This is a genomic window from Chroococcidiopsis sp. TS-821 (genome assembly GCF_002939305.1).
Taxonomy (GTDB): Bacteria; Cyanobacteriota; Cyanobacteriia; order Cyanobacteriales; family Chroococcidiopsidaceae; genus Chroogloeocystis.
The window spans coordinates 25083-40316 of sequence record NZ_MVDI01000009.1; the positions used below are offsets into that span (position 1 = coordinate 25083).

A 15234-nucleotide genomic window follows, 5' to 3' on the forward strand; every position below is an offset into this window, starting at 1 on the left:
TTATCTCCTCACACTTTATTAAATAAGTAATAGCTACTTTCCTTCAATAGTCTTCAATGAAGGAGTTGGAATTTCATAAAGTTTTTGATCTGTTGCATTATACGCCCATGCTCTAACATTAACTAATTGTCCTGTTGGTAGATTTAATCGGTTAAAAGTAATACTCCAACCTGAGTTAAGCGCATCACGATTATTAGTAGCAGCTACAACATCAGGTCGTTCAATACCAGTAGAACCAATACTCAACAGTTGAATATCATTAGGTTTATTAGCTAAGCTGTAAGTTAAGAATACAGCATTTTCGTGAGGTATCTGATTGGCTGGCGAAAAAGCCCAGCCAGTAGCGATAACATCTGAGTGTTCTCCAGGGATTAAAGTATCAAAAGAACCTGATATCTGTCTATGATCAGGTACGAGTAAATTCGCTACTGATGCTTCAGTTTCTCTACGAATCCAAAACCAGTGATCGTGAATATATTTATATGGACGATAATTTGCCCAGACAAATTGATGTACCGGTAAGTGAGAAGTTTCTTTTCTGACTCCATCTATACCATTGCCTAGTGATTGATTTGAATAAAGTATAATCTTAGGAGCTGTCTGCCGTAGATCATTGATGAGTTCCTGCTGACTTGCTGTTGATGTCGAGTAGATCAGATACCAGTACTTAGAGCAAGGACTTAAGCGAAAGAGTCTATACCAAATGCCTTCAGAAGTCAGTGTGTAGAAGCAAGACTGTCCTGTAAGCTCGTCTTGCATTTTTTCTACAGTATCAAGATACTGGGGAGTGACTAAATCAGAATTACGCTTGGTTAACAAAGAATTCACTAACTTCGGATATTCTAAAATACTCGAAATATTGATAGCTGCATTGACAGAAGCAGAATTGAGTATACTACTTACAATCAGACAAGTAACCAAAGTAGAAAGCCAAGAAAACTTAATACTTTGTATTGTGGCTAATTGTTTTCCAATAAGGATAACCAAGGCAAAAATTGCAAAAAAACCTGGAGACATAAGATGTCCAGTATCACTTCTACCAAGTGCAATGCGCATATACATAACAGCGCACAAAAAGATAAATAGAGGAGCACTAACTTCTGATAGAAAAATGCGCCAGTTTTTCTTTTGAATAATGCATTCACTCTGAAATTTAATGAGTAAAAGGCTAATAAATAGAGATTGAAATAATATAGGTAGCCAAACTAATATCTCGGACTGAAAAAGATTAATTTGAGGATAAGGCAAAGAAGTAAATAGCCCACTATACTTTGACCAATATAAAATATGCGATATAGGAACCAATAAAGAGTTGATTCCCAACGTAATCATTAAAAATAAGCTTGTTACTCCTATACTTAATAAGCTGGATAAAGCAATTTTAATAAAGAGTTGCTTTTGTTTAGTAGTTGCAATAACAAGAAGTAGATAACAAAATAGTAAAGCAAAATATGTAGCTCTATCATATGTATAAAGAAGGCTAATAGGTATCGAAATACCTATTAGACTTGGATAAACATACTTAACTTTCCACGAGTCTGATTCCTCAGTATTTGCTATAGTAAGGATACGAAGCAAACGAACTGAGATGTAAGTTTGAATTAAAAATACTCCGTCTCTATCTAAAAACATAAATATAGAATTATAGAGAGGGAGGTAAATGAAAAGTAGTAAGCAAAAGACTTGCCATTTATTAGCAATTGATATGTATGCTGCTAATTCAAAAAGAACAAAAAATGAGACGAAGATTGGTGTAATAGAAAGAATATAAAAAATGATTAAAGAAAAAGATATGTCATAATTGTTCCCACCTAAAAGATTTCCAATTGCTCCTGGAAGGACATTTAGGGTAAAACCATTAACCATCAAGTAAGCTTGATTAAAAAACTCTTTAGGATTGTTTAAAAAAGTTAGTGATAAACCGATTTGTTCTCCATAATGAAAGCCATCCTGAACCATAACTGCTAGCCCAGATCTAAGCATCGGTTGAGTTAAGTTAATAATCCAACTAACAATCAACAAAATAAGTAAACTAGGAAAATAAATATTGTGTTTAATAAATTTTTCTAAAGCTATTTGAATGTTGTGGATGGTCGAGAAAAGTTTGACATTTTTTGTTCTAAGAAACTCAATAAGTAGAACAATTAAGCTAGGTATAAGTAGCAAAATCAAGTAAACTGCAAAGTCAGTTAAAGGATTTCTCTCCTGAATGACCACTCTGGAAATAATTCCATATGTATTACCTAGTGGGAGATTTAGTGAGTTGGTGATAGGTAATAAAAACCACCAACAAACTAAAGTAATAGAAAGTATGTAAAGAAACGTTTTCAACATTATTTATATAAATATTTTTTTGGCGATCGCTTCTCAAAATTAGAACAAAAAACAGGTGACAATCTTCACTCTGTTGTTAATAAGGTTAGGAGAGTAGTACACACATCTACTGACTCACTCTATTTATTAAATTATTACCGAGTTATAACTACTTCACGGGTAGTCGTTAACTGCGTAGCTTCTCTAGCTTCTGAGTCATAAGCCCACGCTTTAAGAACTACCACTCCCTCTGGTAAGCTAGAAGCATCAAGATTTATATTCCAGCCAGAATTAGCAAACGCAGAACTGTTTAAAACTTTAGCAACATCTGGTCTTTCTACATTCACGGGAGCAACGGCAACTACAGTATTGTTGTCTCCATATGTAATAATAACGTTATCTGCTGGTCTTCCTTTGTGGGCAAGAATAGCCCAACCATAGACATTTATTGGTTCAGTTCCAGAGACTTCTATTCGCGCAGCATTGGAACCATTAACACCATCAAAGAAGCCTTGAGCACCTATGGAAGTTGTTCTAAAATTGATTTCTCCTACATTATTTACTCCAGGAATGCTAACGCCAGCAGGTAGTTCTGTTGTTTGTTGTGGTGGTGGGCTAGCTGTATCAGGAGGTGTTGTTGTTTGATTAGCAGGAGCGCAAGCGACTAAGATAATAGTTGCGCTCGCGCCTAAAAAAGTGACATGTAGCGACTTTTGAATTTTAATCATGATTTCCTTGTCTACCTACCAACTTGGTTATAGCTATAGAAAACGACGATCCGAATCATTTTTCAATTAGCTGCCAACGTTGATTAGGTGTGTAAAAAATGCTTGTAGTTTTAGATTGCTAAAAAGTCTACTACATAAACTGCTACAATTCTCTTTTCGCATGTCAAATAAGATATACTTATAATTTAGTTACTTACTTGATGGACTTGCGGATAACTACAATAAACTCCATTTGATTTTTTTGCAGTAATTCAATTTCAATCGGCAGAGATAAAGAATTTCGGCAGTATAGTAGTAATTCTAAAAATTCTATTTGTGTCCAAACATGAAAATGAATACTGTAGTTGATGTCAAGTAATTCTTTGGCTCTGATTGCGACGTCGCTATCCCTAGCTTTTTCAACAAGTCTAGCCCATTCTTCGTAGTGACATGGCGCTGAGCAACTTCCGCCTTCTTCATAGTCGCGAATGACGTGTTCGAGTGGCGTTATAGGACGATCGCAGTCAAATGTATAGCGTTTATCGGGTACAGCAATATATAATATTCCATCAACTTTTAATACTCTTAACCAATTTTCTAAAGAAAATATTGGATTCTGACAATGTTCAATAACATGATTAGCAATGACAAAATCTAGCGACGCATCGGATATAGAAGTGAGAGTTTCCCCGTCATCGATTATATTTGGTTCGACTAGTTTGTAAGCTGCTAACTCTGGATATTGTTGCCTTAACTGAGCGATAGTAAATCTATCAACATACTGGATATCTACTGAATTGGAAACGGGTAAGGGAGAATGGAGAGCACCTATCTCAATACCTTTACCAGTTAAGTATTTAGCAGCAATTCGGTAACGTACCTCCTTGTCTACACTAGATGTATCGCTTGCTAATTTTTTATTAGGTAAAAGCGAGTTAAGCTTACGTGCCAATGTACTAACCGAGCTATTCACTACTTTCAGTTTCATTGATGACTCGACTTTATTAAGTGGTTAGCATAGAGACTGCTGCCAAGCACGATAACTGAAATTGAGACTTAATTTTGTCAGTGGGTTTACAGCGTGCTAGATATTAATACTATAATCTTCGCGATCGCGCGTTAAATTAGGGCTATAACAAGGATCGTTATCGATAAATTTTTGCCATTTGCTCAGGAGATAATCCGCCTCTTTGCGAAGTCTAGCCATTTTTTCGGGAGTATCTTCATAGCCCCTACTTTTAGATTCGTAGTGGTATAATACAACATGCGGTAAATAAACATTTCTGTAGCCTAAATTACTCATCTTTAGACATAAATCGATATCGTTGTAAGCAACAGCTAAAGTTTCATCAAATCCTCCAATTTCCTCAAAAACTTCGCGCCGACACATTAGACACGCACCAGTAATTGCTGAATAGTTATTAATCGTTTTTACCTGACATACGTAACCTGGTGTTGTCGCTGGAAAGTGACGATGGCTATGCGCTGCAACACCGCCTAATCCTAATACGACACCTGCGTGTTGAATCGAATTATCTGGATACAACAAAAGCGCGCCTACTGCACCAATTGAAGCTCTTTGAGCCTGTTCTACCATCGCTTCGATCCAGTCAGGTGTGATGACTTCAGTATCGTTATTTAAAAATAGTAAGTAATCTCCTTTGGCTTTACTCGCAGCGTAATTATTCAGATGAGAATAGTTAAAAGGAATATCAAGCGGATAACATTTAAATCGCTCTGGCTGTCTTTCTAACCATTGCGCAATGATTTTTAAGGTTTTTTCTTCAGTGCTACCGTTATCGATAACAATCACTTCGTAGTCGGGGTAGGTGCTTTTTTGAAAAATCGATTCTAGGCAATGATTTAAAATCGTACCGAGGTTACGCGTGGGAATTATGATACTAACTCGCTTGTAGTGGGAGATTTCGTACCGTACGCTATAGTTTCCTGGAAATTCTGGAATTCCGGTCACTTTTCCTGGTTCATTGCGTCGCGTTAATGCTTCGGCGATCGCTTTTTCGCCAGCTATATGTGCATAAGATTTAACACTGGCGACACCAGCTGCGGTTGATTCGGGATGAACTCGCCAGTGATAAAGTATTTTGGGTATGTGAAAGATATTTGTCGTTTTTTCGGTTAGCCGTAAAACTAAATCGTAATCTTGGCTACCTTCGTAACCAACGCGAAAACCACCAATTTGCTCAACTAGCGATCGCCTGTAAGTCCCTAGATGACACGTATACATTCGCGATAGAAACGAATCAGGACACCAATCAGGCTTAAAAAATGGATCTTTAAGACGATTTTGTCGATCTATCTTATCTTCATCCGAGTAGATCATATCTGCTTCGGGATGGCGATTGAGCAGCAAAGCTATTTCATATAATGCATCTGGCGTCAAACAATCATCGTGATCGAGTAAAGCAATAAATTCTCCTGTTGCTAACTCTAGCGCCGAATTAGAAGCTCGCGAGATATGACCATTTTCTTGGCGAAACACAACTTTAATTCGAGCATCTTGCTGCGCGTACTCTTCTAGTACTGACCTAACATGCGGTTTAGTCGAAGCATCATCAGCAATACACAATTCCCAATACGGATAAACTTGCTCTAAAACAGACGCGATCGCCGCTCGCAAAAATGGCTCTGGGGGATTGAAAACAGGCATAATCACGCTGATCGTAGGCTTGTAGGGGAAAATTTCCACTGTCTCAGCCATTTTTTTTAAATCAGCTTCTCTAGGAAAATTCTTGCTTAACCAGCGCGCGTATTGTTCTTGATGCGGTGCGGCGATCGTTCCGACTTCAACTGCTGCAGGTGAAGTATCAAGCTTGTAGTAGATTTTCTTCGCAGCCTGTGAGAGCGCATACCGCGTACCTTTAACCCGCAACACCGTATAATAGTGTTTCAGTCGCGATAACAAACTGATTGGTTTAACGTTGGCACTGGGAAAGCTGAGTAGCGTTGCTTCTTGAAGCACTGCGTTATATGCCCAGGCTTGAAGCTGAATTTTTCCGACGGGGAAATTGGCAAGATTCAGCATCGCACTCCAACCAGATTTTTGGTAAGCAGGATTACTGAAAGCTTGTGCTACGTCTGGTCTTTCTGAATTAACCGGAGCAACCGCAACTAACTGACGATTTTTACCGTGGGTAATAATAACGCAATCTGCTACTTTTTCTTCATTTGGTAAAATTGCCCAGCCTCTAGCAATCACTGGTTTTTCCTGAGGTACTGCGATCGCGGTAGGGTTGACACCATCAATGCTATCAAAACAGCCGTTTAGCGTTTTTGGCGTAGCGTTGAATTTGATTTCTTTGAGATTGAGATTAAAACCGCTTTCAGCACGATTGGTTGGTACGAGGGTGGTAGTTTGCATATTCGGTGGACTATTAGTGCGGATAAGTTGCTTGAAGCCAAACCACAGATTGCGCAATCTCCAGAATTTACTACTCTCCATTGCATCGATAAGCGATCGCGATCGCGCCAAATCAGCTTGTGTTTGTTGTAGCTGCGAGTGCGACGTTTCTAGCTCGGCTTGTGTTTGTTGTAGCTGCGAGTGCGACGCTTCTAGCTCGGCTTGTGTTTGCGCAAGTTGTCGCTGTGAGTGTTCTAATTCTTCTTGCTTTTGCTGCAATTGCGATCGCGCGCGAGCTGATTCGGCTTGCAATTGCTCGATTTGCCATTGCGATGTTTCTAGTTGAACTTGTTTTTGTTGCAGTTGGATTCGGAGTTTTTCAACTTCTGATTGTGCTTGCTCTAGCTGCGATTGCGAACTTTCTAGTTCCACTTGAATATGCTGTAGTTGCGATTGCGAATTTTCGAGTTGTGTTTGAGTGAACTCCAGTTGTACAACAAGTTGCGAGTATTGTTTGCTTAACTCGGTATATTTACTTTTACGATCGCCTGGATAAGCGCGTAAAATAAATTGCAGTGTTTCTGTTTCTTCTTCTTGTTCTAATTTTTGAATAAGTTCGCTACTGAAATCTGCTTTGTTTAACTGCGGAATTAACGGTGCTTCTGCAAAGATTGGCAATTTTGTCCGCTCTATGACATCGATAACATAACCTGTCTTTTCAAATAAATCTTCTACCGTTTTTTTTGTAAAAAATCGTAAATGAGTATTGTCTAAAATTCCTAATTCTGTATATTCAAATTTACCTTGCAGCAAAGCTAGCCGAATTGAGCCGTGCGCAATGTTGGGAATCGAAGCCACAACAAATCCGTCAGGACTTAACAAATTCTGAGTTTCTTTCAGCACTCTCCACGGATCGCGCAAGTGTTCTAAAACATCGCCAAAAACGGCGACATCAAAACTTTGAGTTGGTAAAATTTCCGCAAGGCGAACAATATCTAAATCAGCAACAACAACTTGCTTGCAGTAATGTTCGGCGATTTTTGCTGCTTCTGGATTGATTTCAACGCCTGTAACTTCACACCCTTGCTGTTGTAGTAATCGTGCAAGATATCCTGTAGCACAACCAAAATCGACAACTCGCTTGTTTGCTCCAACTAAATGGTAGATTTTTTTTAAGCTATGATTGTCATCTAGACTTTCTATCGTAATGTTCTCAGCAGTAGGATAGTTTTTATGAGTTAAATTCATACATTTTTCTGGCTCATACTTGCACGGCGGATACATTAGATAAATTGCGGCTGACCTCAACTGACATTGGTAAATCGACTAACGCATGGATATTTTTACCCGTGTCCGGAGGTAACACTTGAAAAACGAGGGCATTGTCTATCCAATCAAAAGTTACCGACGTATAATCTTCTGAACCCGCAACAGTGACACTGTAAGAAACAGGTCTTAATGGTAGTCTAAATTTAAATTGCACTGTCAGTTTCTCGCCTGGAGATAACTTGCCGATTTGGAGATTTTCCTCCCACGTATTGCTACCAATAATTTCGTTGCCATTTTTGTCGCACACAAAAAAACCGACGATACATCCTTGCAACGGTTCATAAACTACTAAGTCTACGACGAGCGTTACCTCTTCATTAAAGTTAAAAACTAAATTGTCTCTAGAATATTCTCCCAAAGAGTTTAAAATTTTCACATCTTGAATTAAAGCCTTGCGATTTCCGCGTCTATGTGGTTTGCCATTGTTACCGTTATGGTGCGCGATATTGGGGGTATCAGGTGTCTCGCCAGCAATGCGATCGCTCGCATCAAAAGCATCGTGACTTTCTTCTAGCAGCGTGGGTTGTTCCGTCTCGTTGAGCAATCCCAGTTCTTCTTGCGTGACAAGTTTCATGTACTCGATAATCACAGCATTAGGCGAACCTGTCGCGTAAATTCTGCCTTCATGCAGCATAACTGCAGAGTTACACAAAGTTTTGACAGCGCCCGAATCGTGCGAAACAAACAGCGTTGTCACGCCAGAATCCATCAAAGCGCGCATCCGGCGCATACAGCGGTGTTGAAAAACAACATCACCGACAGCTAAAGCTTCGTCTACAATCAAGACTTCCGGATAAACATTCACTGCAACCGCAAAAGCTAGGCGCACGAACATTCCGCTAGAGTAAGTTTTAACAGGTTGGTCGATAAAATCTCCAATATCTGCAAACCCAGCAATTTCATCAAATTTTGCTTCGATTTCTTGATGGCTCAAACCCAACAAGCGCCCGTTAAAAAAAACATTCTGTCGTCCAGTAAATTCTGGATTGAAGCCACTTCCTAGTTCTAAAAGCGCCGAAATTCGCCCTTTCACCGTGACTTGACCGGTAGTTGGTTGTAGTGTACCAGCGAGAATCTGAAGTAATGTACTTTTTCCCGAACCATTGCGCCCCACAACACCTAAGGTTTGCCCTTTGGGGACTTCCAAGTTGATATCCCGTAATGCCCAAAATTCATCAGCCGCACTTTGATGAGGAAGCAATATTTCCTTCAAGCGATCGACTGGGCGTGCGTACCGTTTAAAGCATTTGGAGACGTTGTTTAGCGAAATTGCGATTTCACCCATGATATTCATGCCTAAAAATGGCAACGAAAACAGTCAATAACGATTATGTTGGTTTCCACGATCTTAGAGAACATCAGCAAACGCTGGGCGCAGTCGCCGATAGACAGCAAAGCCAAAACAAAAGACGACAAAAGAAGCGATCGCCGCCACGCTTAATTCGCCTCCATGTCTTAATTCTCCGACTAAAACCAAGTCGCGATAAACTTCGACGATCGCTGTCATCGGATTGAGCCAAAAAATCCATCCGCGCCACGCTTCGGGAATCAACGACGCTGGATAAATGATCGGCGTAGCATAAAACCACACGTTGATGATTAATCCAAGGGTTTGCGGTACATCTCTTAAAAAAACCGTCAAACCAGCCGCGAGATATCCTAGTCCAGCAGTGAGTAATAACTGTGGTATCCAAACAATCGGCAATAGCCAAAGCGTACTATGAACGACTTGTGATGCTATTCCCACTAATAAAATTAAAACGACAAGTCCCAGCGAGCTTTCGATAAAAGCTGAACAAATTGGCACTAAAGGTAATAATGACAAAGGAAAAACAACTTTTTTAACTAAGTTCTGCTGCGCGATCACCGAGGTAGCAGCCGGAAAAAAACCATTAAGGAAAGCTGTCCAAGGTAATAACCCAGCAAACAACCACAACCCAAAAGTAATATTATTGTCGGGCAAGCCTTGGACACTCAGCCTCACGCGCAGCACAATTGAAAAAACATAAGTATAAATGAGTAACTGCGATAATTGATTTAATAAAGGCCATAAGTTGCCTAAAATAGAACCTTTGTATTTTGCATCGAGGTCTCGCTGGACAAGCGATCGCAGTAGGTCTAACCTTGCCCACCATCGCTTACTCGCTGAAAGCAAGCTACTAGCGCCCGCTTTTCGGACAACGCCTTTGATTGTTTGTCGCAATTTTCACATCCTCGCCCACTACCGACACACCGTATTTGACGTTAGGCTATCGAGCCATATTTTGAAATAATTTTGATTTAGCTTACCTCTTATCCTAAATAAATCAGGTAGTTCGCTTAGGTGCTACTAAGCACAAGATTGTATCGGAAATTTTCGATAACGCAATACTTCGTTAAGATATCTAGCGCTTGAAAAGGGTCAGGGGTCGGAGGTCGGGGTTTAGGAGAAGTATTGATATTTTGGCAAATGCTGACGTACTCAGGGGTAAAACGATCAAAATCTAGCGACGAACAGCGCTTGTCACCTAAGATTCCGCTACACTGAGTCATGGTTCACTTGTGTAGTAAGTTGGAATGGAAATCGGACAACAAGTTAAGGTCTGCCGTTTAAGAGATCGAGTATCACCACTGATTGTCAAACGCCTCGGCAAAATTGGCACGGTTAAAGGCTTCAAAATGCTTGACGGAAGTAGCGTTGGCGTCGTCGTTCAATTTGAAGACCAGTTCGCAACTTGGTTTTTTGAAGACGAACTCAAAGTTATGCAGTAGGGGTGATACTGGGGGTAGCTGTCCCTAGCTATACATAACTAAAAGTTAACCCCCGAACATAAAAACTGCTTAGGAAAAATTGTAATGGCGCTGATACTGACCTTTTTAGGCAAAAGTGGTAGCGATCGCCAAAAAATTGCGATCGCTGCTGCCAAAAAATTCGCAACCGAAGGTAAACGCGTCCTCTTAGCTGGACGAGATACTGGACCTGGGTTGAGTCTACTTCTCAATACCTCGATAAGTTCCGCACCGCAGCAAGTATCTCCCAATCTCGAAGCGGTGCAACTCAAAACTTCCGGCTTGCTAGAACGTAGCTGGGAAGAGGTCAAAAAACTCGAGGCGCAGTATTTGCGAACACCTATCCTCAAAGATGTCTACGGGCAAGAATTACCAGTTTTACCAGGTATGGACAGCGCTTTGGAACTCAATGCGTTGCGCGAATACGATGCTAGCGGTAAATATGACGTCATCATCTATGACAGTAGTGGTGACTCGACCACGCTGCGGATGTTAGGAATGGCAGAAAGCTTGAGTTGGTACGTAAGGCGTTTTCGGCAATTGTTTGCGAATTCTGATTTGGGTAAAGCGATCGCGGAATCGCCGTTTATTCAACCGTTGATTAGCAGTTTTTTCAATGTTAACTGGACAGCGGATAACTTTGCTCAACCTACCAATCAAATTAACAACATCCTCGACCAAGGCAAAGCCGCACTAGCTGACCCGAAGCGCGTTGCAGCGTTTTTGGTGACAACAAATGACCCGCTAGACATTGCGAGTGTGCGTTATTTATGGGGTAGCGCGCAGCAAATTGGTTTAATCGTGGGAGGCGTTATACTACATTCAGCGGATACGACGCTTGCGAGTTTATCGAATGAATTTGACCCTTTACCGGTTACAGTTGTCACTGGCAGTACTTTTGATGACGAGCAGCTGATGAACGCCTTGCCAAATTTTGTACAGCAGGCGCAGCAAGCCCCTAAACCAATCGAAATTGACGTGGCTACAGGTCAAGTCCGCCTATTTTTGCCTGGATTTGATAAAAAACAAGTTAAACTAACGCAATCAGGTCCAGAAGTTACCGTAGAAGCAGGCGATCAGCGGCGGAATATCTTTTTACCTCCTGGTTTGAGTGGCAAACAAATCGCTGGTGCCAAATTTCAAAACAACTATTTGACAATATCTTTCTAGAAGCTGTCAAGTAAATTACTATGTCGAACTCAACTCCTCCACCGTTTCAGCCTGCTGATGAGGCACTCAACAAAACTCCAGACGCGGTCAATATCAACCCTAATACCGCAGCGCCGATCGCACCCACCGACCGTAGTGCCAAAACGCGGCAACTACTAGGAATGAAAGGTGCTGCTTCAGGAGAAACATCGATTTGGAAAATCCGCTTGCAGCTGATGAAGCCGATTACTTGGATTCCCCTGATTTGGGGTGTCGTTTGTGGCGCGGCTTCGTCGGGAGAATACACCTGGACGTTAGAAAATGTCTTGAAAGCTGCAACTTGTATGTTACTCGCAGGACCCCTACTGACGGGTTATACGCAAACACTCAATGATTTTTACGATCGCGAAATTGATGCGATTAATGAACCCTACCGCCCAATTCCTTCAGGGGCAATTTCCATCCCGCAAGTTGTGTCTCAAATCTTACTCTTACTTGCTGCAGGAATCGCTTTAGCGTTTGTTCTCGACCGCTGGGTTGGTCACGACTTTCCCACAATCACAACGCTGGCGCTGGGCGGCGCATTCTTAGCGTATATCTACTCTGCACCGCCATTGAAACTCAAGCGCAATGGTTGGCTAGGTAATTATGCCTTGGGTGCCAGCTACATTGCTTTACCTTGGTGGACGGGTCATGCGTTATTTGGGGATTTGAATTGGACAATCGCGATGCTGACGTTGATTTACAGCTTGGCTGGATTGGGAATTGCAGTTGTAAATGACTTCAAAAGTGTGGAAGGCGATCGCCAATTAGGACTCAAGTCGCTACCGGTGATGTTTGGCGTCAACACCGCCGCGTGGATTTGTGTCGCTATGATTGATTTATTTCAAGCAGGAATTGCGGCTTATTTAATCAGCATAGGCGAAAACCTCTACGGGGCAATTTTACTTTTGTTGTTGATTCCGCAAATTACGTTTCAGGATATGTACTTCTTGCGCGATCCCATCAAAAATGATGTTAAGTACCAAGCCAGCGCGCAACCTTTTCTTGTTCTAGGCATGCTCGTAACTGGATTAGCATTGGGTCATGCAGGAGTGTAGAAAAGGGGTCAGGGATCGGGGGTCAGAAATCAGCAAATTTTTAGAATTTAGCTTTTGTCGCGTAATAGACTTCCTGAATGAATCACAAACGCCCTCTGACTCCCTGCGGGGCTACCTCAAGTATAGAGTTTGAAGTTTGAGGTCTAATTTGTAGTCAGGGTAATTATAGAGGCTCAGAACGATTGAAATAACTACAATCTAGCCGCTATAATCCCCAGCCTCCGACCCCTCTGACCTCTCTTCTATTCTTCGTGACGCAACTGCCATGCAGCACCAAATGCTGCACCTGCACCTGCGATAAAACCAGTACTAATTCCTTGCAGGGTATTCATCACAGGATCTTGAGTTAAACACTCGCTTGTGACATGAGTAGCTTTTAAACACTGTTTGCTTTCTGCCCAACTTGCAGTTCCTCCCAAAATAACTCCCGCTGCACTGCAAGAAACAACTAATAATACGAGGCGCTTGACTTTTCTATCCATAGATAGATGCTAAAAATAGTAAATTGTCGGTGGCTTCTACTTAATTTACCACTGAAATTTAAAATTTCAATCAATTTCTAAATCAAACAGTAAGCGAGCGTAGACATTTAAAGGATCGTTCATCGCCTGTAAGACAGAGATTTCGGCTTGCAGTTTCTCCAATTCTGATTTCAGCGGGACTGGTAGCGACGAACGCTCAAGCGGATAATCTTGCATCATTAAACGAATTCCGCTGGCTAGCTGGGCTAAAAGTCTGGCTTCAAAAGTTCGTACTTCAGGATACTCATGTAATTGCCAATCGTTACCTAGCTTAGCTTGCGCAGCTGCGTACTGAATTGCGGCATCAAGTCCACCGATTTCATCGACTAAGCCAATTTCTTTGGCTGCAGCACCTGACCAAACTCGCCCTTGGGCTATTTCTGCTACCTTCGGTAAAGGAAGTTTGCGTGCTTGGGCAATTCGATTGAGAAAGATATTATACAATCGTTCGGCAGTGCGCTGCGATCGCGTCAGTTCTTGAGTTGATAGCGGACGCGCGATCGTCTGACTGTCGGCGTAACGACCTGTTTTAACGCTATCCCAGGTAATTCCGTTATCGTTAGCTAGCTGTTGGATATTAAAGCGCAGTCCAAAGACACCAATAGAACCTGTAATAGTGCTCGGTTCAGCAAAGATGCGGTTAGCATCCGTCGCAATCCAGTAACCGCCAGAAGCTGCATAATCGCCCATTGAGACGACAACAGGTTTAACTTGGCGGGTGAGTTGCAACTCGCGCTGAATTTCCTCAGAAGCTGTCGCGCTACCACCACGACTATTCACTCGTAAGACAACGGCTTTAACTTGATTATCTTGACGCAGCGTACGCAAGATGCGGGCAAAGCGATCGCTTCCCACTTGTCCCGCGCTTCCTTGTCCGTTGACAATTGCTCCTTCGGCATAAACAACCGCAATTTTATTGCGTGAGTTGCGTGCAGTCCGCGTTCCCCGTTCTAGCTGCGCATAACTTGGTACACTAATTTGCCGAAAAGTACGGCTCTCTTGTGATTCTCCAGTTAGTTGCTTTAATTGCGCTAAAACTTCATCAAAATAGCCAATTTGATCGACTAAACCACTTTTTTGCGCTTCATCAGGTAATAATATTCCTTGATTATCCGCGATCGCTTGCAGTTGTGACGTACTTACGTTACGGCTATTGCTCACTGCATTTAGCCATTCTGCCCAAACATCACCTAATAGGCGCTGTAATTGTTCGCGGTTTTCGGGACTTAATTGCGATCGCGTAAACGGTTCCACTGCTCCCTTAAATCTACCAACGCGAATGACCTGGACACCAACGCCGAACTTTTCCAAAGCCCCAGCGAAAAATACAGGTTGGTTACTCAATCCATTGAGTTCCATCGCTCCCAAAGGATTCGCAACGATTGTATTCGCGACCGAACTGAGGTAATAGTCTTTTTGCCGCCAGTCTGTATTGTAGGCAATTATTGTTTTTCCTGAGGCGCGGAAACGTTCTAATGCTTGACGCACTTCTTTGAGCGTAGCAAAGCCAGCACTACTTTGGGCGGTAGTGCGACTCCCATCAAGATACAAGCCAACAATCCGGTTATCTTGCCGCGCTCTTTCTAAAACATCCAGCACTGTACGCAAACTAACGCGATTGCTTTCTTCGCCGGTTAATGCTTGTTGTAGAATGATTCCAGGGCTTGAGCTTGGCGGTGTATCTGTAATATCCAAGGACAAATCAAAAACAAGGACAGATTGCTCTTTGAGTTGTGGTCCTGTATCTCTCGATGCGACTGCTACAAGTAACAACAGTAATCCGCCAGTACCGACACCAATAAAGATTAACAGTCCTAGTATGGTTCCGACGATACTGGCAAAGGTTTGTTTGAAAAAGTTCCGCATTAAAGAGGGGTCAGAGGTCGGAGGTCAGGGGTTAGGGATAGAGAAAAGCCTGAGCAAAGATCGAGTTTATTTTAACGAAGAAATTGGGAGTTAGGGTGATTTTTTAAACTCGCGATCTTTGA

At 41.8% G+C, this 15234-nt stretch carries 11 protein-coding genes; 3 read left to right on the forward strand and 8 right to left on the reverse strand.

Features of this window, described 5'->3' with window-relative positions; genetic code table 11:
• Positions 1-33 precede the first annotated feature (33 nt).
• The 6 genes from B1A85_RS18705 to B1A85_RS18730 all read right to left on the reverse strand — a co-directional run bounded on the left by B1A85_RS18705 (position 34) and on the right by B1A85_RS18730 (position 9898).
• Positions 34-2217, reverse strand: coding sequence for a hypothetical protein (locus B1A85_RS18705; protein WP_210404581.1), 2184 nt, complete (start codon positions 2215-2217; stop codon positions 34-36).
• Between the two features lie 251 nt (positions 2218-2468).
• The gene (locus B1A85_RS18710; protein ID WP_104548257.1) at positions 2469-3041 is read right to left on the reverse strand and encodes a hypothetical protein; all 573 of its coding nucleotides are present in this window, start codon (positions 3039-3041) and stop codon (positions 2469-2471) included.
• A 193-nt stretch (positions 3042-3234) separates the two neighbouring features.
• Positions 3235-4008, reverse strand: a complete 774-nt coding sequence (locus B1A85_RS18715; protein WP_104548258.1) for a methyltransferase domain-containing protein — start codon at positions 4006-4008, stop codon at positions 3235-3237.
• A 96-nt stretch (positions 4009-4104) separates the two neighbouring features.
• Positions 4105-7626 carry a glycosyltransferase gene (locus B1A85_RS18720; protein ID WP_210404582.1) on the reverse strand — a complete coding sequence of 1174 codons (3522 nt, stop codon included), beginning with the start codon at positions 7624-7626 and terminating at the stop codon, positions 4105-4107.
• Positions 7627-7639: 13 nt separating this feature from the next.
• Positions 7640-8992, reverse strand: a complete 1353-nt coding sequence (locus B1A85_RS18725; protein WP_210404583.1) for an ABC transporter ATP-binding protein — start codon at positions 8990-8992, stop codon at positions 7640-7642.
• 63 nt (positions 8993-9055) lie between these two features.
• Complete coding sequence (locus B1A85_RS18730) at positions 9056-9898, reverse strand: ABC transporter permease (protein ID WP_104548363.1); 843 nt, start codon at positions 9896-9898, stop codon at positions 9056-9058.
• A 365-nt stretch (positions 9899-10263) separates the two neighbouring features.
• Between B1A85_RS18730 and B1A85_RS18735 the strand changes: the two genes are divergently transcribed.
• From B1A85_RS18735 to chlG, 3 genes are all read left to right on the forward strand, one after another.
• The gene (locus B1A85_RS18735; protein WP_073549899.1) at positions 10264-10458 is read left to right on the forward strand and encodes a DUF2862 domain-containing protein; all 195 of its coding nucleotides are present in this window, start codon (positions 10264-10266) and stop codon (positions 10456-10458) included.
• 84 nt (positions 10459-10542) lie between these two features.
• Positions 10543-11646 carry an ArsA family ATPase gene (locus B1A85_RS18740; protein WP_104548261.1) on the forward strand — a complete coding sequence of 368 codons (1104 nt, stop codon included), beginning with the start codon at positions 10543-10545 and terminating at the stop codon, positions 11644-11646.
• Between the two features lie 20 nt (positions 11647-11666).
• Positions 11667-12725, forward strand: coding sequence for a chlorophyll synthase ChlG (gene chlG / locus B1A85_RS18745; RefSeq protein WP_104548262.1), 1059 nt, complete (start codon positions 11667-11669; stop codon positions 12723-12725).
• Positions 12726-12967: 242 nt separating this feature from the next.
• Here chlG and B1A85_RS18750 read toward each other — a convergent pair whose 3' ends face one another.
• Both B1A85_RS18750 and sppA read right to left on the reverse strand, forming a co-directional pair.
• On the reverse strand, positions 12968-13207 hold the full coding sequence (locus tag B1A85_RS18750) for a hypothetical protein (RefSeq protein ID WP_104548263.1): 240 nt from the start codon (positions 13205-13207) through the stop codon (positions 12968-12970).
• A gap of 66 nt (positions 13208-13273) precedes the next feature.
• Positions 13274-15112, reverse strand: coding sequence for a signal peptide peptidase SppA (gene sppA, locus B1A85_RS18755; RefSeq protein WP_104548264.1), 1839 nt, complete (start codon positions 15110-15112; stop codon positions 13274-13276).
• Positions 15113-15234 lie beyond the last annotated feature (122 nt).